This is a genomic window from Streptomyces sp. NPDC052101 (genome assembly GCF_040680235.1).
Taxonomy (GTDB): domain Bacteria; phylum Actinomycetota; class Actinomycetes; order Streptomycetales; family Streptomycetaceae; genus Streptomyces.
In genome coordinates this window covers 41175-59938 of sequence record NZ_JBFAWH010000022.1, presented here as the reverse complement: position 1 = coordinate 59938, position 18764 = coordinate 41175, and the positions used below count along the sequence as shown (strand labels likewise).

General features: G+C 73.6%; 11 protein-coding genes. 2 read left to right on the top strand and 9 right to left on the bottom strand.

What is annotated here, in order from left to right; translation table 11 throughout:
- Nucleotides 1–80: 80 nt before the first annotated feature.
- The 8 genes from AB0L75_RS31375 to AB0L75_RS31340 all read right to left on the bottom strand — a co-directional run bounded on the left by AB0L75_RS31375 (nucleotide 81) and on the right by AB0L75_RS31340 (nucleotide 15338).
- Nucleotides 81–1694 (bottom strand): succinic semialdehyde dehydrogenase, encoded by a 1614-nt coding sequence (locus AB0L75_RS31375; RefSeq protein ID WP_365187708.1) that lies wholly within the window; start codon nucleotides 1692–1694, stop codon nucleotides 81–83.
- Between the two features lie 136 nt (nucleotides 1695–1830).
- Entirely contained in the window at nucleotides 1831–2763 is a 933-nt protein-coding gene (locus AB0L75_RS31370) for a serine/threonine-protein kinase (RefSeq protein WP_365187706.1), read from the bottom strand.
- A 65-nt stretch (nucleotides 2764–2828) separates the two neighbouring features.
- Nucleotides 2829–4463, bottom strand: coding sequence for a serine/threonine-protein kinase (locus tag AB0L75_RS31365; protein ID WP_365187704.1), 1635 nt, complete (start codon nucleotides 4461–4463; stop codon nucleotides 2829–2831).
- A 78-nt stretch (nucleotides 4464–4541) separates the two neighbouring features.
- Nucleotides 4542–6380, bottom strand: coding sequence for a protein kinase (locus AB0L75_RS31360; RefSeq protein ID WP_365187701.1), 1839 nt, complete (start codon nucleotides 6378–6380; stop codon nucleotides 4542–4544).
- Between the two features lie 86 nt (nucleotides 6381–6466).
- The gene (locus AB0L75_RS31355) at nucleotides 6467–8221 is read right to left on the bottom strand and encodes a serine/threonine-protein kinase (RefSeq protein WP_365187699.1); all 1755 of its coding nucleotides are present in this window, start codon (nucleotides 8219–8221) and stop codon (nucleotides 6467–6469) included.
- 149 nt (nucleotides 8222–8370) lie between these two features.
- Nucleotides 8371–11073 carry a protein kinase gene (locus AB0L75_RS31350; protein WP_365187697.1) on the bottom strand — a complete coding sequence of 901 codons (2703 nt, stop codon included), beginning with the start codon at nucleotides 11071–11073 and terminating at the stop codon, nucleotides 8371–8373.
- A gap of 163 nt (nucleotides 11074–11236) precedes the next feature.
- Nucleotides 11237–13396 (bottom strand): serine/threonine-protein kinase, encoded by a 2160-nt coding sequence (locus AB0L75_RS31345; protein ID WP_365187694.1) that lies wholly within the window; start codon nucleotides 13394–13396, stop codon nucleotides 11237–11239.
- A gap of 232 nt (nucleotides 13397–13628) precedes the next feature.
- Complete coding sequence (locus tag AB0L75_RS31340; protein WP_365187691.1) at nucleotides 13629–15338, bottom strand: glycerol-3-phosphate dehydrogenase/oxidase; 1710 nt, start codon at nucleotides 15336–15338, stop codon at nucleotides 13629–13631.
- Between the two features lie 279 nt (nucleotides 15339–15617).
- On the opposite strand from AB0L75_RS31340, the gene AB0L75_RS31335 reads away from it, so the two are divergent.
- Nucleotides 15618–16826 (top strand): nucleotide sugar dehydrogenase, encoded by a 1209-nt coding sequence (locus AB0L75_RS31335; RefSeq protein WP_365187689.1) that lies wholly within the window; start codon nucleotides 15618–15620, stop codon nucleotides 16824–16826.
- A 139-nt stretch (nucleotides 16827–16965) separates the two neighbouring features.
- Nucleotides 16966–17529 carry a hypothetical protein gene (locus AB0L75_RS31330; protein WP_365187686.1) on the top strand — a complete coding sequence of 188 codons (564 nt, stop codon included), beginning with the start codon at nucleotides 16966–16968 and terminating at the stop codon, nucleotides 17527–17529.
- Nucleotides 17530–17595: 66 nt separating this feature from the next.
- Here the strand turns inward: AB0L75_RS31330 and AB0L75_RS31325 are convergent, their stop codons facing one another.
- Nucleotides 17596–18720, bottom strand: a complete 1125-nt coding sequence (locus tag AB0L75_RS31325; RefSeq protein ID WP_365187685.1) for a GuaB3 family IMP dehydrogenase-related protein — start codon at nucleotides 18718–18720, stop codon at nucleotides 17596–17598.
- Nucleotides 18721–18764: the final 44 nt, after the last annotated feature.

Here is an 18764-nt window from a genome sequence, read left to right as displayed (position 1 = left end):
TCGCGTGCGGGCCGTCCGTGGCTGGTCGCGCCCCTGCGGCGGAGCCGCATATCGAATGCGGCCCCGCGCCCCCAAAGCCCTTACCTGAACCGGAATGCCTTCATGAGCCGCAGACTCGTGCTCATGAAGCGGGCGTACCCTTCGTCCGTCATGCCCAGCGAGGGAGCCATCGGCAGCAACCGCTGCTGGGCCACCGTCTGGGCCTCCGTGTACTTGAGGATGCCCTCGGAGCCGTGGCGGCGGCCGAGGCCGGAGTCCTTCATGCCGCCCATCGGGGACTGGACGCTGCCGTAGGCGGGTGCGTAGCCCTCGTTGACGTTGACCGTGCCGGTGCGCAGACGGGCGGCGACCTCGCGGCCGCGCCCGGCGTTCTTCGTCCAGACCGAGGAGTTGAGGCCGTACGGCGTGGCGTTGGCGCGCTCGACCGCCTCGTCGTCGGAGGAGAAGCGGTAGACGGAGACGACCGGGCCGAAGGTCTCCTCCTCGCACACGGACATGGAGTCCTCGACGCCGTCGAGGATGGTCGGCTCGAAGAAGTAGGGGCCGATGTCCGGGCGGGCGGCCCCGCCCGCGACCAGCTTCGCGCCCTTGGCGACGGCCTCCTCCACGTGCCGTTCGACGGTCTTCAGCTGCCGCTCACCGACCAGCGAGCCCATGTCGGCGCCGTAGGCGAGGGAGTTGCCGAGCCGCATGGCCCGGGTGCGGGCGGCGAAGCGCTCCAGGAAGGCGTCGGCGATGGACTCGTGGACGTACAGCCGCTCGATGGAGATGCAGAGCTGTCCGGCCGAGGAGAAGCAGGCGCGTACGGCACCGGCGGCGGCCTTCTCGATGTCGGCGTCGTCCAGCACCAGCATGGCGTTCTTGCCGCCGAGTTCGAGGGAGACGCCGACCAGGCGGGCCGCCGCTCCTTGCGCGACCTCGCGCCCTGTGCGGGTGGAGCCGGTGAAGGAGACGTAGTCGGCGTGCTTGACGACCTCGGGGCCGACGACCGGGCCCTCGCCGAGCACGACCTGGAAGACGCCTTCGGGCAGGCCGGCCTCGATCAGCAGGTCGCGCGCCCACAGGGCGGTCAGGCAGGTCTCGGTGTCCGGCTTCATCACGACCGCGTTGCCGGCGGCGAAGGCGGGCAGCGCGTCGCCGACGGACAGCTCCAGGGGGTAGTTCCAGGGGGCGATCTGGCCCACGACCCCGCGCGGGTGGCGCAGTTCGGTGACCTTCGTGAGCGTGGGGACGGCGCCGGTGTGCCGCTTGGGTCGCAGATAGGCGGGGGCCTTGCGGCCGTAGTGGCGGGCCGCGACCGCGACGGCCTGGACCTCCTCGTGCGCGTGCAGGCGGGCCTTGCCGGTCTCCAGCTGGATGAGGTCGAGGACCTCGGCCTGGCGTGCCAGCACCAGATCGTGGAAGCGGAGCAGGACCGCGGCCCGCTGCCGCACCGGGGTCCTCTCCCACACTCCCTGGGCGGTGCGGGCGGCCTCGAAGGCCTTGAGTACGTCCTCGGGCGTGGACTCGGGCAGGTCGGCCAGCTTCTCGCCGGTGAACGGGGTGTGGTTGGCGGTACGGCCGGAACCGACGACACCCTTGGTGAGCTGGGCCACCAGCTCCGGGGTGACCACGTCGGCGGCGGTGCGGGCGCCTTCGGGTGCGGGCGCGAGGGGGTTGGTGCCGGTGCTGTCCGGGGCCTGCGTGTCCGTCATGACGCGCAGGGTATGCCGGAGCGCAGGCTTTGTGTACCCGTCGGTAACGCGGATTCACGGAGTACTCACATACCGCCAGTGATCACTGGCAGCGAATGTGCTGATCAGGGCGTTGACGCGGCGGTGAGCAGAACGATCATTCGAGTCCGGCTTTTCTCGCCAGGAGCAGCCCCAGCGCGGTGCGCGGGGTGCGGCGACGGGGGCCGGGGGGCGGCGGCGCGGCGGGCTCGGACGCGGTGCCAGGCTCCGCGTCCGGTACGGGCCCAAGGCCCAGATACGTCCGCAGCGCTGCTGTGACCTCCTCCGCGGCGGGGCGCGCCTCGGGCTCGTCGGCGTGCAGCCGCTCCAGCAGGGGGCCCAGCGGGCCGGGGTCCGCGTCCCCCAGGGCGGCGCGGAGGAGCGCGCCCAGGGACCACAGGTCGCTGGCCGGTCCGGCACCGGGGCCCGCGGCGCGCTCGGGGGCGATGAAGCCGGCGGGCGCCTGCGCCGGATGTCCGTCGCCGGTACCGAAGTCGGTGACGACCACGCGGCCGGTGCCGGACTCCAGCAGGACATTGGCCGGTTTCACGTCCCGGTGCACGATGCCGACGGCATGGGCGGCGCACAGGGCGCCGAGGACGGCGAGCCCGACCCGGGCGGCCTCGGCGGGCGGAAGGGGGCCGCGCGACAGGGCCTCCCGCAGCGACTCGCCCTCCACCAGCTCCATGACGATCCAGGGCACATCCGCCTCGGTGACGACGTCGTACACCGTGACGGCGGAGGGATGGCGCACCCGGGCCGCGGCGCGCGCCTCCCGGTAGAGCCGGTGCGCGATACGGCGGCTGTCCTCGGCGTCGGCCGGATCGCCGGGCAGCAGCGGCTCCTTGACGGCGACCTCGCGGCCCGGCGTCTGCTCGTCCCGGGCCCGCCAGACGGTTCCGGTGGGCCCGGAGCCGAGGCGTCCGGCCAGCCGGTAGCGGCCGCCGATCAGCCGGGCGCCGGAGATCCGCCGCGGGTCGCGGATCAGACGTGCGCCGGGCGGGCGTTCGCTCAGATGTGCGTCGGGCGGGTGTGCGCCGTCTCCACTCATGTCACATGAGTACCGTGCACACCACGCCCTTGTCGAAGCGGGGGGTGCTCTCAACGCCTCGTCCGTCAGGGCTTCTTGATGTCCAGGTTCGCGATCGCCGCCTCGGCCACCTCCCGGCCGCGGGCCGTGAAGTCGCCCTTGCCCGGGTAGCCGACGGCGAGCGTGTACATGTCTCCGGCGGCGGTCCGGTAGTAGAAGATCTGGAGTTCGCGCGGGCGCGGGTCCTGGCTGTCGTCGGTCGTGTAGACGACCGTGTTCCTCGCGGCCTGCCCGCCGTGGTACGTCGCCGTGTCGTCCGGGTGCGTCCGCGCGCCCTTGGGCATCTGAAAGGTGTACTCGCCCTCGCTGCGGAACTTCTCGTCGTCGGCGTACATCTGGGACCGCGCACTGTTCTTGATCTCGTGCAGGGAGTCGTCCGCCTTCCGGGACAGATGCAGCTCGACCCAGACGCGACCGCTCCAGTCCTCGTACGTCACCCAGTTCCTGTCGGTGGCGTCCTTGGCGGGCCGGACGGCCCGGTAGCCGGCGGGCACGGCGACGGTGGCGCCCAGCTTCGCCTCCGGCTGCCTCGCCCAGCCGCCGGGCAGCGGTCCCGCGAAGGGATCGGCGAGCACCAGATACGCCGCCGCCACCGCCGCCGCGACCAGCGCCGCGCCCGCACCGAGCCACGCGGCGCGGCCGAAGCGGCGGGGCGGAGGCGCGGGCGCGGCGGCGGTGACCTGGACCGGCTGGGTGGGCACGGGCGGCGGCGGGGGCTCGGCCGCCTCCGTCAGCAGCGCGCGGACCCGGTCCGCCGCTAGCCGGTGCGCGGGGTCCTTGTGCAGCAGCCCCTCGATGACCTCGGCCAGCGGGCCGGAGGCGGACGCGGGCGCGGCCGGGGCGGAGTTCAGGACGGACTGGAGAGTGGCCGGAGTGTTGCTGCGGCGGAACGGCGAGACGCCCTCGGTGGCCGTGTACAGCAACACCCCCAGGGACCACAGGTCGCTCGCCGGGCCGGGCCGCTGCCCCAGCACCCGCTCCGGCGCGATGTACTCCGGCGAGCCGACGAAGCCACCCGTGTCGGTGAGCCGGGTGTCGCCCTCGATCCGGGCGATCCCGAAGTCCGTGAGGACCACCCGGTCGTACCGGCCGAGCAGGACGTTGTCGGGCTTGACGTCCCGGTGCAGGACGCCTGCCGCATGCGCCGCCTCCAGCGCGCCGAGCACCTCCAGGCCGATCCGGGCCGCGTCGCGCGCGCCCAGCGTGCCCTCGTGCAGGGCGTCGCCGAGGGTGCGGCCGTGCACCAGCTCCATCACGATCCAGGGGCGGCCGTCGACGACCGCGACGTCGTGGACGTTCACCACCGCCGGGTGATCCAGCCGGGCCGCCGCGCGGGCCTCGCGGCGCATGCGCTCGAAGGCGTTGACGCGTTCCCGTTCGGGAAGATGATCCGGTACGCGGGGCTCCTTGACGGCGACCTCCCGGTCCACCGTCTCGTCCTTGGCCCGCCACACCGTCCCCATCCCGCCATGGCCCAGCTTGCCGAGCAGCCGGTACCGGCCGGCGACGAGCCGCCCGGCGCCCGCCTCCTGCCGCTGGGCCGGAAGGGGGTGCGGCTGTGCGTCCGGCTCCGGCTGAGGGTGCGGCTGCGGCTCCGGCGGTTCCAGAACAAAACTCGTCGTGTCGTCGGCCCTCTGGCCGACTCCCCCGTCACTGCTCATGCGTCATCCCTATCGTGCCCTGCCCGCACACAGCCACAGGGAGGGCCAAGCGGTCACGAACCCGTGACCGAGCAGCTGTCAGGCCCCGGCCCGGAAGGTGTCGACCGCCACGTCGAAGTACTCCCGCGCCTCGCGCACCTTGCCGACCGGCGCCGACACCCACACGTCGTACATCCGCCCGGCCTCCTCCCAGCACAGGTCGTACGTGTGGCGCGGGCCCTCCGCCGCGCTGAAGCCGTCCCAGGTGAACTCCCACAGCGCGGCCGGGTGTCCGTCGTGCGTGGTGCGGGTGACCCGGCCCTCACGGTAACCGGGGTTGGTGGACGGGCCGCCTGCGGCCGAGCGTTCCATCACGCCCTGCGGGCCGCCCGGTTGGGGATCCGCCGCCTTCACGCCGAGGCGGAAGGTCTCGCCCGGCGAGAGGTAGAAGACCCGCTCGCCCTGCGGACTGCGGGTGAAGTCCTGCGGTACGGCGAGGGAGAAGCCGGCCGGGTCCCGGGCCGTGCGGTAACCGGAGGGCGCGGTGCGCGAGTCGGCCGAGGGTGCCGGGTCGGTGGTGGCGGAGGCCGGGGGCGAGGACGGCGCGGTCGGGCTCGCCCCGGTGCCGGTACCGGTGCCTGTCGCAGGGGAGGTCGCCGTACCGCCCGGACTGCCGCCGCCCCCGTCCCCGCTTCCGTGCAGCAGCAGCGCCGCCGCCGACACGCCGGCCCCCGCCAGCGCGGCGACGAGCAGGGCCGCGACCAGCACTCCGCGCGTGGACGGCCGGGCCGGGGCCTCCGCCGCCGCCCCGGACACGGTCGGCGGCTGCGGTCCGCCGTGCGGAAGGTCCCGCTGGGTCGGCGTGTAGTCCCCGGCCCCGTCGGCGTTCGGCGTACGGCTGCCCGCCGCATCGGACCACGACGTACGCCCCTCGGCCTCATCCGGCCTCGAAGCACGCCCCGCCGCCGCACCCGACGCCGGCGTACGGCCCCCGGCCGCATCGGACGGCACTGGACGGCCCCCCGCCGCCCCGGCCCTCGGCGCACGGCCTCCGCCGATCCGGTGGCCGCGCCCGGAGGCCGGCGCGCCCGGGGCCTCCGGGGTGCGGCCCGTGTCCAGGAACGTCTGCAGCATCTGCTCGGCCTCGGCAGCGCCGAGCCTCCGGTCGGGGTCGCGTTCCAGCAGCCCCCGTACGACCGGCAGCAGCGGCTCGGCCTCGACCGGCGGCCGGATGTCGGCGGCGACGACGGCGTGCAGGATGCCGCCGAGCGAGTCGCGCCGGAACGGCGACTCGCCGCTGAGCACCGTGCACAGCAGCGCGCCCAGCGACCACAGGTCGGACTCCGGCCCGGTGCGCAGCCCCGACATCCGCTCCGGCGCGGTGTATTCGGGCGAGCCGACGAAGGAGCCGGTCTCGGTGAGCGTGGTGGCGCCCGCGACCTGCGCGATCCCGAAGTCGGTCAGCACGGCCCGGCCGGTGCCGGACTCCAGCAGGACGTTCGCGGGCTTGATGTCCCGGTGCAGCACCCCGGCCTCGTGCGCGGTGCGCACCGCGCCGAGCAGGGCGACACCGATCCGCGCGGCCTCGGCCGCGTCCACCGGGCCCTGCCGGGAGATCCGGTCGGCGAGCGAGCCGCCCTCGACCAACTCCATGACCAGATAGGGGCGTTCGTCCTGCTCCACCACGTCGTGGACCACGATGATGTGCGGATGCCGCAGCCGGCCGACCGCCCGCGCCTCACGGAAGGTACGGTCCCGGCGGCGCCGCCCGTCGTCCTCGGAGAGGGAGTCGTCCGGGAGGAGTTCCTTGACCGCGACCCGGCGCCCCAGCAGCTCGTCGGTGGCCCGCCACACGACGCCCATGCCGCCACGCCCGATGCGTTCCTCCAGGCGATAACGGCCCGCGATCACCCGGAAGTCGGCGCCCTCGGTCCCCATGCGCCCCATCATGCCGCACCGGACCCATGCGCTCCGGGGCGCCGATCGGCCAAGCCGGGCCGCTCAACCAGCGTTTTTCGGCCGTATCAGCCCTCGTTCGGCTGCTGCCAGGTCTGCAGCAGCCATTTGAACTCCTTGCTGGTCTCCGCCCAGTCCCCGGCCGGCGACGAGATGTAGAGGGCGTACTCGGTGCCCGCGCGCGAGAAGTACGTCTGCTCGATGGCATGGCGCGGACCGGCGACGTGGGGCGGGTCCTTCTTCAGCGCGGTCCAGGTGTACTCCCACACCGAGCCCTTGCGATCGCGGTAGATGTTCTCCTTCATCTTCACGCGCTTGTAGTCGACCAGCCGCTGGAGCTGCTGCTCCAGGTCCTGCTGGTGCGAGAGGGCGTCGGCGAAGTCCGGAGAGCTGTCGATGGCGATGCGCACGAAGTGCTTGCCGTTGTCGGGCGTGTAGTCGACCTGTCTGAGGTCGCCGGGCACGCCGACGACCTTCCGGGTCCAGCCCTTGGGCAGGTAGACGGTGAAGCCCCAGGGGTCGTGGTACGGCTGCCACGAGGCGGGCACCGCCCCGTCGCCGCCCGGCGTGGCGCTGTCCGTCGCGGACTGTGACGTCGTGGCCGGGCCCGCGCCCCCGCTCGACCCGGTGCTCTGCCCCGAGTCGGCGCCGAACTCCTGGAAGGCCACCGCCGCGCCCCCGCCGAGCACGGCGGCGACAGCGACGACGAGCGCGAGGGTGCGCAGCCGACGCCTCGGCCGGGGCCGGGCCGGCACCGGACCCTGGGGCACCGGGCCCTGGGGTGCCGGGGCGACGGCCGTCGGCCCGGTCATGGAACGACCCGGGCCCGCCGGTGCCCCGGGCCCGTAGCCGGAGGTGGCGCCGGAGCCGTAGCCGGAGGCGGTCCCGGTGGAGCCGTAACCGGACGTGTTGCCGGTGGAGCCGTAGCCCGCCGCGGACGGGGTGCCCGTCCGGCCCGTGTGCAGGCCCGAGCCCTGGGTCGGGATGAACGCCTGGGCGGTGTACGGGCGGCGGCCCTCCGCGGCCTCGGCGAGCATCTGCTCCGCCTCCTCCGCGCTCGGCCGCCGCTCCGGTTCCTTGCGCAGCAGCGCCGATATGACCGGGCCGAGCGCATCGGCGTGGCGCGCCTCGTCGACGTCCTCCTCGACGACCGCCTGCATGGTGCTCAGCGGTGAGGTGCGGCGGAACGGGGAACGGCCCTCGACCGCCGTGTACAGCGTCGCGCCCAGCGCCCACAGGTCCGAGGCCGGACCCGGGTCGTGGCCGCGCACCCGCTCGGGCGCGAGGTAGTCGACCGAGCCGACGACCTCTCCGGTGCGGGTGATGGTGGAGTCGCCCTCTATCTGCGCGATGCCGAAGTCGGTGAGCAGCACCCGGCCGTCCCGGCCGAGCAGGACGTTGCCGGGCTTGACGTCCCGGTGCAGTACTCCGGCGGAGTGCGCGGCGCGCAGCGCCCGCAGCACCCACAGGCCGATGCGCGCGGCCTCCCGCGGCTCGACGCGCCCGCGCTCCTTGACCTCGTCGGCCAGCGAGTTTCCCTCGACCAGCTCCATGACGATCCACGGGCGGCCGTCGTGCTCAAGGACGTCGTGCACGGTGACGACGGCCGAGTGGTTGATACGCGCGGCGGCGCGGGCCTCCGCCCGGGTACGGGCCAGCAGTACGGCCCGGTCGCTGTCGGAGACGTAGAGTGCGGCGGTCAACTCCTTGACGGCGACCGTCCGGTGCAGCACCTCGTCGTGGGCGCGCCACACCCGGCCCATGCCCCCGCTGCCGATGGAATCGGCAAGCCGGTAGCGGCCCGCTATGAGCAGGCCCTGCATCTGATTCACGTTGCCCCGCAATGCTCTTGACAGGGTCAGACTAAGGACCGGTCCACCAACAGGGAACCAGCGGGGTGCCAAGGTGACAGCACTGTGACGGTTGCCGCCGCCGGAACCGGCCAGGATCGGTCAGCCGGTATACAGGGCGCTCAACCCGTGTAGCGGTACGTCGTCGTGGCCTGCTCGTAGAGCCGGGTCACCTCGTCCCGCTGCGCCTCCGGGCCGCGGACCTGGACGATGTGATAGCGGCCGTTCAGCAGGATCGCCATGTTCCGTACGAACAAATCCTGTCCCTGCCCGTCGGTCCAGGTGAACTGCCCCTCGGCCATGGTCCGTCCGCCGACCTCGATGGTCCTCAGGCCGGTGGCCGTGGCCCAGCTGGAGCTGCGGTACGGCTGGAGTTCGCTCTCCTTGTCCCGCTGGTAGGCCATCGGATCGCTGCCGTACGCGGCGGCGCTGTCCCGGCCGGGTACGACGATCAGCTCGAAGTTCCCGTGGGCGTAGACCACCTGGCCGCTGCCGTTCTTCGGGGTGCGGTCCCAGCCCTGGGCCACGGCGATCCGGAAGCCGTCCGGATCCTTGCGCAGGGTGAAGCCGTCCGCGACGGTCGGGTCGCCGTCCGTCTGGGTCTCGGTGGCGGGCGCGGACGCCGAGGGGCTGTCCCCCGGCGCGCTCTGCCCGGCGGAGGGCTGCCCGGTCCGCGTGGGTGCGGGACCGGCCTGCCCCGCGCTGCCGGTGCGGTCGGCGCCGGTGGCCCCGCTCTCGCCCTGCTTCGGCATGAACAGCAGCGCGTAGGCGATCGCGCCGGCCAGCAGGAGCAGGATCAGCAGGAGCAGGGTCCGGCCGAGGCGGCGCGGCGAAGCGGCCTCCTCCTGGGCCCGGGCGCGCTTGTGCCGACCGTGCGGATGGACCTCGGGCAGCGCGGCACGCCGTCGTCTCAGCCATACCAGCTCGCCGCGGCGCCGGACGATCGGCAGCCGGTGCGGATCGGCGGACGGCACGGTGACGACATGCGTACCGGCGTCCGGCTCGGGCGCGGAGCGCACCAGCGACCGCAGCCAGCCGCTCAGCTCCTCGACGTCCGGGCGCTCGGTGGGGTCCTGGCGCAGCAGCGACTCCACGACGGGCCGCAGCGGGCCGCACTCCTCGGCGAAGGCGGGCGGCTCGGCGCACACCAGCTGCACCAGCTCGGCCGTCGACTCCTCCGGGTACGGCGCATGCCCCTGCACGGACCGGAACAGCAGCGCTCCGAGCGCCCACAGGTCGGTCGCGGGCCCGATCGGCGCCGCCAGCTGCCAGTTCTCGTGCACCGGGCCGGCCTGCTCCGGCGCCCACCGCTCGGTCACCGGCCCCACGACGGTCATCCGCACCTGCCGCGCCCGCTCAGCGGCCAGCGCACTGCCCGCCCCGCGCCGCCCGCCCCCACCGTCGTCCCAACGGGGCCGACCCTGCGAAGGGAGCAACTGCCTGGCTGCGCCCACGGCATCCGGGGGCGAGCCGGGGACGGAGCCGGTGCCATGGCCGGAGCTCTCGCGGCCGGGGACGGAGCCTTTGCCGAGGTCGGCGCCGGTGCCGCGGCCGGAGGGGGCGGTGGCGGGCGACGGCAGTTCCGCGCCGCGGCGGGCGGGGCCCGTGGCACCCGGGGGCAGGGGCGAACCCGTGCCGTCGAGGGGGAGGGCAGGTCGTTGGGGGCCGCCGTTCAGGGGCGGGGTGGCGCCGGGGCGTGGTGTGGTGCCGTGCCAGGGGGCGCCGTGTACTCCGTAGGGGTCGGCGATGCGTCCCGGCGCGGCCGTGCCGCCCGGCGCGCCGGAGTGCGGCGGCCGGGTCGTGCCGTCGGCCCGGTCGGCGCCGGTGTCGCCGTCGGCGGGCGGGCGGGCCCCGGGCAGGGCGGCGCGCCCGCTCTCCCGGGCCTCCTGTACCCGGGCGGCGGCACGGGCACCCGCGCGGTACGCGGCGATCGCCCCGGCGCGTGCGGCACGGATGTCCGCGCCGGTCTCCAGCGGCCGCTGTCCCGTCGAACCGGCCGACCCGGTACCGCCGTTCGCCCCGTTCGCCCCCGCCCCCGGCGCCGGCAGGCCCCCGGCCGCCCGCGCCTGGATCGCGGCCCGGCGCGCGGCCTCGGGATCGGCATCCGCTGAGGGAAGGTCATGCGCTCCGGCCGGACGGTCGGCGGAACCGGCCTGTGTCCCCGCTCCCGCCGCGCCCGGCGCTTCCTGCTCGATGCCGTCGTCCTGGGCCGGCACCGGGTCGTACCCGCACAGCGCCTCCTCCGCGGCGCCGACGGCGAGGCCGGTCAGCATCACCCGGCCGTCCTCGCAGACCAGCACCGTACGAGCGGTGATGTTGCGGTGCACCCAGCCGTGTCCGTGCAGCACCCGCAGCGCCATGAGCACATCGGAGGCGACCTCGGCGGCCCGGTACGGCGACAGCGGCTCCTTCGCGAGCAGCGCAGCCAGCGGGCGCGCGGCCACCAGCTCGCTGACGATCCACAGCGACCCGCCCTCGGCGAACACGTCGAAGACCTGGTCGAGACGCGGATGGTCGGGGATGCGGGCCGCCGCCTGCACGGCCTCGACGGCGCGCCGTACGGCCGGGTCGGCGGGCCGCCGGGTGGCGGTCCGGGCGTCCGGTGTCCGCCGGGCCCCGCGCTCACGCGCCGTGAACCCCTCGGGCAGGCCCTCGGCGTCGAGCACCTCGGCCTCGACGACCTCCGGCAACGGCAGCTGGCGGACGAGCACTTCCTGGCCGCTGTAGGTGTCGAAGGCGCGGGTCTCGGTGAGTTCGTACTCGTCGGAGGGCGGCAGCGGCAGGCGGTAGCGGTCGGCGAGCACCCGACCCGCGTAGTCGTCCACGTTGCCTCCCCCGGCCACCCGGTCGGTCAGATCCGTTCGCCTCGCGACCCGTTTCGCACACGCATCCGGCTGCGTACGGTCCGCAACCATTCACGATACGTGCCGGAGGCAACCCGCATTGAGTGGATGACGGATTCTCATGCCCCAAACCGGCGGCCGGAGCCTACGACTTGGGCTCGAAGGAAGCCGTGAGCGTCTTCCAGGTGTCCTTGCGCAGCGCGCCGTCCCAGTCCGCGGCCTTCGCGGTGTACATCAGCCCGTAGCCGAGATGGCCGTTGACCACGAAACCCCGGTCGATGGTCCGGTAGTCGGTGCCTCCGTCGACGTAGGTGAACTCCCAGTCGGCCGTGTTCCAGCCCCGGTAGTCGACCTTCTCTATGCGGATCTTCCGGTACTGGGGACGCACCATGTAGTGCTCCTGGTTCTCCCAGTCCGCCACCGGATCGTCCTTGGGGCTGCTGGTCGAGCCGATGAGCAGCTTCTGCCCGTCGGGACCGGCGTAGCGGTCGCCGGCATCGTCGGTGGACTTGTACGACCATCCCTTGGGCAGCCCGATCGAGTACCCCTGGCCGCCCTTGTGGGTGGACACCACCGGCGCGCTCCCGCCGCCCTGCGCACCGGACGTGCCGCCGGCGCCGGCGGACGCGCTCGCGTCGACGGCGGTGCCGGAACCGGTGCCGGACGACGAGTTCGTCCCGTCCGTCCGCGCCCCGCCGGCCGTGGCCTTGTCGCCCTTGTCCCGCTTGGCGGACGCACTGGCGCTCGCCGCCGCCCCGGCCCCGCTGCTCTTGCCGCCCTTCTTGCTGTCGTCGCCGCTCAGGGCGAAGGCCAGGACGGTGCCGAGCACCGCGAGAGCGACCACCAAGGCGATGATCACCAGCGTGCGCCTGGGCACCACGTCGGTCAGCGGCGCCCTGGGCACCTGCCGCGGCGGCAGGTCCAGGTCCGGCGGCGGCATCACGGGCCAGCCGGAACTCGGCTTGTTCGTGCTGGAGTTCGGCGTGCCGGAAGAACCGGCCGCGGCGGAAGCCGACCTCGTCTGCCTCCCGACGGATCCGGCGCCCGCCCCGGGGGAGGTCCCGGGCCGCGCCCCACCGGGAGTGGCCGGCCGCGCTCCACCGGGGGTGACCGGCCGCGCTCCACCGGGGGTCCCGGGGCGCGCCGCGCCCGGGGTGGCCGGACGTGCCGCGCCGGGGGTGCCAGGGGGACCCGGGGGACCCGGACGTGCCGCGCCCGAGGCTGCGCCGCCCGCGCCCGTCGCTCCCGCCCCACCCGGTGCGGACTCGTTCCCGCCGTTCTTCGTCCGCGCCGCCGCGGTGGCCGCCCCGGCCGCCTTGCGGACCGAACGCAGCGCGCCGCGCAGCTTCTCGCCGGCCTCCTCGCCCCGCTTGCCCTCGGACGGCTCGGGCTGCACCGGCAGCGGCACCACCCGCGTGGCGTCCATCGGCTCCGGCTCGGGCGCGTGGATCACCGCGTTGAACATGACCCGGGCCCCGGCGTCGTCGAGCCGCTCGGCCGGATCCTTGGTGAGCAAGCCGTAGATGACGTCCCTGAGCGGGCCCGCGTTCTTGGGCTCCTCCAGGGGCTCGGTCATCACCGCGGTCAGCGTGGCGATCGCCGACCCCTTGTCGTACGGCGGCACGCCCTCGACCGCCGCGTACAGCAGGCCGCCGAGCGACCACAGGTCGGCCGCCCGGCCCGGCTTGTGGCCGCGGGCGCGCTCGGGCGAGATGTAGGAGGGGGCGCCGACGAGCATGCCGGTGGAGGTGATGGACGGGTCGCCCTCGACCTGCGCGATGCCGAAGTCGGTGAGCACGACCCGGCCGTCCTCGGCGATCAGCACGTTGGACGGCTTCACGTCCCGGTGCAGGATGCCCTCGCGGTGCGCGGAGCGCAGCACGTCGAGGACGGCGAGGCCCACCTCGGCGGCGCGCCTCGGCTCCAGCACGCCGTCCTCGCGGATGACCTCGGCGAGGGACTTGCCCTCGACCAACTCCATGACGATCCACGGCCGGTCGTCCTCGTCGACCACGTCGAAGACCGTCACCGCGCTGTTGTTGCGGATCCGGGCGATCGCCTTGGCCTCGCGCAGGGTGCGCGTGATCAGGCGCCGCTTCTCCTCCTCGTCGATGTTCGACGGGAACCGCAGCTCCTTGACGGCGACCGTCCGGCCCAGGGTCTCGTCCTCGGCGCGCCAGACCGTGCCCATACCGCCCCGGCCCAGCACGTCTCCCAGCCGGTACCGCCCGGCGAGGAGACGACGCTCGCTCTTGTCCTGACGAGTCCCCTGACGAGAGGTACCCGCCCGCTCCGCCTCCGACATGCGTCCCCTCATACAACCCGCCCTGACAGAGCCTCCATTGTCTCTCACTCGACAAGTGCCCCACGCGCAGGGTGCCCCTGGGCCCGGCCCGCCCGCCGCGCACTGCACACCCCTGTGAATCGGGTGTTCCGCTTACCGGGATGATGAGCCGTAAGACGGGATGATGGACCGTAAGAAGGGAGAAAACGGCACGCCGACGGGCGAGTTCACCGGTGCCCCGGTGCGCTGCCGGTCAGTTGAGCGGCACGATGTCCGGCGCCCCCAGCCTGGCCGCGTCCGCCGTCTGGTCGTCGGGCTGGAGCTGGGACTCCCGCTCGGCCTCCACCCGCTTCTCGTAGTGCTCGACCTCGCGCTCGATCTGGTCCTTGGCCCAGCCGAGGACCGGCGCCATCAGCTCGGCCGCCTCACGGGCGCTGCGGGTGCCCCGGTCGAAGGTCTCGATGGAGATACGGGTGCGGCGGGTGAGGACGTCGTCCAGATGCCGGGCGCCCTCGTGCGAGGCGGCGTACACCACCTCGGCGCGCAGATAGTCGTCGGCGGCCTGCAGCGGCTCGCCCAGGCCGGGGTCGGCGGTGATGAGGTCCAGGACCTCCTCGGCCATGGAGCCGTACCGGTTCAGCAGATGCTCGACGCGGGCCACGTGCAGTCCGGCGCGGGCGGCGATGCGGGCGCGCGCGTTCCACAGCGCCTGGTATCCCTGCGCGCCCAGCAGCGGGGTCTCCTCCGTCACGCAGTCGGCGACCCGCATGTCCAGGCCGTGCACCGCCTCGTCGACCGCGTCCTTCGCCATCACCCGGTACGTCGTGTACTTGCCGCCCGCCACGACCACGAGCCCCGGCGCCGGATGAGCGACCGTGTGCTCGCGGGAGAGCTTGCTGGTGGCGTCGGACTCCCCGGCGAGCAGCGGGCGCAGACCGGCGTACACACCCTGGACGTCGTCGCGGCCGAGCGGCACCGCCAGCACCGAGTTGACGTGTTCCAGCAGGTAGTCGATGTCGGCGCTGGAGGCGGCCGGATGGGCCTTGTCGAGGTCCCAGTCGGTGTCGGTGGTGCCGACGATCCAGTGCCGGCCCCAGGGGATGACGAACAGGACCGACTTCTCGGTGCGCAGGATCAGGCCGGTCGTGGAGTGGATGCGGTCCTTGGGCACGACCAGATGGATGCCCTTGGAGGCGCGGACGTGGAACTGGCCGCGCTCCCCCACCATGGCCTGGGTGTCGTCGGTCCACACACCGGTCGCGTTCACCACCTGCTTGGCGCGGATCTCGTACTCTCCGGCGCCCTCCACGTCCCGCACCCGGGCGCCGACCACCCGCTCGCCCTCGCGCAGGAACCCGGTCACCCGCGCGCGGTTGGCCACCGGCGCGCCGTAGGACGCGGCCGTGCGCACCAGCGTGGCCACGAAGCGGGCGTCGTCCATCTGCGCGTCGTAGTACTGCAGGGCGCCGACCAGGGCGTCCTTCTTCAGGCAGGGGGCGACGCGCAGGGCGTGACGGTGGGTCAGATGGCGGTGCAGGGGCAGGCCCCGGCCATGGCCGCGCGCCATGGACATCGCGTCGTACAGGGCCACGCCCGAACCGGCGTACAGCCGCTCCCAGCCCTTGTGCTGCAGCGGGTAGAGGAACGGCACCGGCTTGACCAGGTGCGGGGCGAGCCGCTCCAGCAGCAGCCCGCGCTCCTTCAGCGCTTCCCGTACGAGGGCGAAGTCGAGCATCTCCAGATAGCGCAGACCGCCGTGGATCAGCTTGCTGGAGCGGCTGGAGGTGCCGGACGCCCAGTCGCGGGCCTCGACCAGAGCGGTGGACAGCCCGCGTGTGACGGCGTCCAGCGCGGTGCCGGCGCCGACGACTCCGCCGCCGATCACCAGCACGTCCAGCTCCCGCTCCGCCATCGCCGCCAGTGCCTCGGCACGCTGCGTCGGCCCCAGAGTCGCTGTCCTCACCGCTGCCTCCCGCTGTCGCAGACCCGTCGCGTCGGCCGCACCCGGTGGGCGAAGCCCGGTTCATCCCCTCCTCATGCCCAAATTCTGACCGGCTTGCCCGACTTCAGCCACCACGGGCTCCCAAGCTGTGGACAACTTGCGCGCAACCCTCGGAAGACACACGAACACAATCACACATAACAGTCATATGTGTACCTAGTCTGACAGGGCACTCGCTCACCCTGTCGACAGCGGTTGCGCATCTGACCCGCTTCGGCTACTGGGAAGGACGGCCCACGCATGCCCGCAGACCTCGCCGTCATCGGACTCGGCCCGCACGGCTTGCCGCTCGCCCAGGCCGCCGTCGCCGCAGGCATCTCCACCCTCGGCTACACCACCGGCCCGGAGGCGGGCTCGCTCAGTCCGGCCGAGCTGCGCCGGATGCACCAGGCCGGCTTCCGGCCCGGCACCGACCCGGCCCAGCTCGGCCGGGTGCGCACCGCGGTGATCTGCGCGTCGACCCCGCGCGGCGCCGACGGCGTACAGGACCTCGGCCAGGTGGAGGCGGCGGCCCGCGCGCTGGCCGAGCAGCTGCGCCCGCACACCACGGTCATCCTGGAGTCGCCGGTGCTGCCCGGCACGACGGAGGGGTTCCTGCGGCCCCTGCTGGAGGAGGGCTCGGGACTGCGTGCCGGCCGCGACTTCCACCTCGCCTACTCGCCCAGCCGGATCGACCCCGGCAACCGCGACCACACGCCCGCCGGCATCCCCAAGGTCATCGGCGGCCTCACTCCCGCCTGCACCGAGTCGGCCGCCGCCTTCTACGGCCGGCTCACCGACAAGGTGGTACGCGCGCGTGGACTGCGCGAGGCGGAGACGGTGCAGCTGCTGGAGACCAACTTCCGGCACGTCAACATCGCGCTCGTCAACGAGATGGCCGTGCTCTGCCATGAGCTGGGTGTCGACGTGTGGGACGTCCTGCGGTGCGCGGAGACCAAGCCGTTCGGCTTCCAGGCGTTCCGGCCGGGGCCGGGGGTGGGCGGGCACGGCGTCCCGCAGGACCTGACCGGCCACGCCACCCGCACCCTGCGGATGGTGGAGCTGGCCCAGCAGGTCAACCACCGTATGCCGCGCTACGTCGTCCAGCGCGCAGCGACCCTCCTCAACGAGCACGGCAAGTCCGCCCGTGGCGCGCGCGTGCTGCTGCTCGGCGTCACCTACAAGCCCGACGTCGCCGACCAGCAGGGCACGCCCGCCCAGGAGATCGCGATCCGGCTGCTGGAGCTGGGTGCCACCCTGAGCTTCCACGACCCGCACGTGGCCTCCTGGAACGTCCTGGACCGCCCGGTTGCGCGCGCGGACGCGCTCTACGACGCCGCCGCCGACGCCGACCTGACGATCCTGCTCCAGAACCACCGGACGTACGACCTGCAGGCGCTGTCGGTAAAGGCCCAACTGCTGCTGGACACCCGCGGAGCCACGCCCATGGGGGCGGCGCACCGGCTCTGAGCCGGGTCACGAACGGAAAACAGCCAGGGGTGTTGCCGTCCCCGGCTGTTAATCTCCCCCGGACCCGCCGCACACGCGTGTGCCGGGGTCTTCCGTTTCCGTCTTCACAGTCGTGCTCCATATCGGGGGGATTTCTGTCATGAGCCAGTCAGCTCCGCCACCGCAGCAGCCGCAGCCCGGTCCGGTCGGCGGCAACCCGTACGCCGAGCAGGCCCCGGCCGGTGCGCCGTACCCGCCGCAGCCGGGCGCCTTCGCCGGCCAGCCGGGTGCCTTCGCCCCGCCGGCGCCGCCCGCGCCGGTCCGGAACAACCTCGTCCTCGGCGTGGTCGCCGCGGTCGTCGCCGCCGTGGCAGCCGCCGCGCTCTACGGCGTCATCATCGGCGCCACCGAGCACGAGATCGGCTACGCGGCCGTCGGCGTCGGCTTCGTCGTCGGTCTCGCCGCCGGCAAGGCGGGCGGCCGCAACCCGGCCCTCCCGGTGATCGCCGCCATCCTCGCGCTCGGCTCGGTGTACCTGGGCCAGCTGGTCGGCGAGGCGATGATCGGCGCCAAGGCGGTGCACGTGGGCTTCAGCGAGGTGTTCTTCCAGCACTTCGACGTGGTCCAGCAGGCGTGGAAGGACGACGCCGACCCGCTGACCTTCCTCTTCTTCGCCATCGCCGCGTTCGCCGCGTTCTCCGGCGCCAAGAAGGCCGCTCAGTAACCGCGCGTCCACAGGAAAGGGCCCGTCCACCGCACCGGTGGACGGGCCCTTTCGGCGTCGTACGGGTCAGCGGCGGTGCTGGCTGTCCGCGACCGTGACCTCGACCCGCTGGAACTCCTTCAGCTCGCTGTAGCCGGTGGTGGCCATGGCGCGGCGCAGGGCACCGAAGAAGTTCATCGAGCCGTCGGGGGTGTGGGACGGGCCGGTGAGGATCTCCTCGACCGTGCCGACCGTGCCGAGGTCGACCTTCTTGCCGCGCGGCAGCTCCTCGTTGACCGCCTCCATGCCCCAGTGGTGGCCCTTGCCGGGCGCGTCCGTGGCGCGGGCCAGCGGGGAGCCCATCATCACCGCGTCGGCGCCGCAGGCGATCGCCTTGGGCAGGTCGCCGGACCAGCCGACACCGCCGTCCGCGATCACGTGCACATAGCGGCCGCCGGACTCGTCCATGTAGTCCCGGCGGGCCGCGGCCACGTCGGCGACGGCCGTGGCCATCGGGACCTGGATGCCCAGCACGTTGCGCGTGGTGTGCGCGGCGCCGCCGCCGAAGCCGACCAGGACGCCGGCCGCGCCGCTGCGCATCAGGTGCAGGGCGGCGGTGTACGTGGCGCAGCCGCCGACGATCACCGGGACGTCCAGCTCGTAGATGAACTGCTTCAGGTTCAGCGGCTCGTGCGAGGACGAGACGTGCTCCGCCGAGACCGTCGTACCGCGGATGACGAAGATGTCCACGCCCGCGTCGACGACCGCCTTGGAGAACTGGGCGGTGCGCTGCGGGGAGAGCGCGGCCGCCGTGACCACGCCGGAGTCGCGCACCTCCTTGATGCGGGCGCCGATCAGCTCCTCCTTGATGGGAGCCGCGTAGATCTCCTGGAGGCGGCGGGTCGCCTGCTCGGCGGGCAGCCCGGCGATCTCATCCAGCAGCGGCTGCGGGTCCTCGTACCGCGTCCACAGGCCTTCGAGGTTGAGCACGCCGAGGCCGCCCAGCTCACCGATACGGATCGCGGTGGCCGGGGAGACGACCGAGTCCATGGGGGCGGCCAGGAACGGCAGCTCGAAGCGGTAGGCGTCGATCTGCCAGGCGATCGAGACCTCCTTCGGGTCCCGCGTACGGCGGCTGGGGACGACGGCGATGTCGTCGAAGGCGTACGCCCGGCGGCCGCGCTTGCCGCGCCCGATCTCGATCTCAGTCACGTCTTGGCCTTTCCCTATGCGTTTCAGCGTCTCCCAGTATCGCC

What these genes read in the sequence shown, in the direction of transcription:
- AB0L75_RS31375 (WP_365187708.1), bottom strand. Translation starts at nt 1,694, where the DNA reads ATGACGGACACGCAGGCCCCGGACAGCACCGGCACCAACCCCCTCGCG.
- AB0L75_RS31370 (WP_365187706.1), bottom strand. Translation starts at nt 2,763, where the DNA reads ATGAGTGGAGACGGCGCACACCCGCCCGACGCACATCTGAGCGAACGC.
- AB0L75_RS31365 (WP_365187704.1), bottom strand. Translation starts at nt 4,463, where the DNA reads ATGAGCAGTGACGGGGGAGTCGGCCAGAGGGCCGACGACACGACGAGT.
- AB0L75_RS31360 (WP_365187701.1), bottom strand. Translation starts at nt 6,380, where the DNA reads ATGGGGACCGAGGGCGCCGACTTCCGGGTGATCGCGGGCCGTTATCGC.
- AB0L75_RS31355 (WP_365187699.1), bottom strand. Translation starts at nt 8,221, where the DNA reads ATGCAGGGCCTGCTCATAGCGGGCCGCTACCGGCTTGCCGATTCCATC.
- AB0L75_RS31345 (WP_365187694.1), bottom strand. Translation starts at nt 13,396, where the DNA reads ATGTCGGAGGCGGAGCGGGCGGGTACCTCTCGTCAGGGGACTCGTCAG.
- AB0L75_RS31335 (WP_365187689.1), top strand. Translation starts at nt 15,618, where the DNA reads ATGCCCGCAGACCTCGCCGTCATCGGACTCGGCCCGCACGGCTTGCCG.
- AB0L75_RS31330 (WP_365187686.1), top strand. Translation starts at nt 16,966, where the DNA reads ATGAGCCAGTCAGCTCCGCCACCGCAGCAGCCGCAGCCCGGTCCGGTC.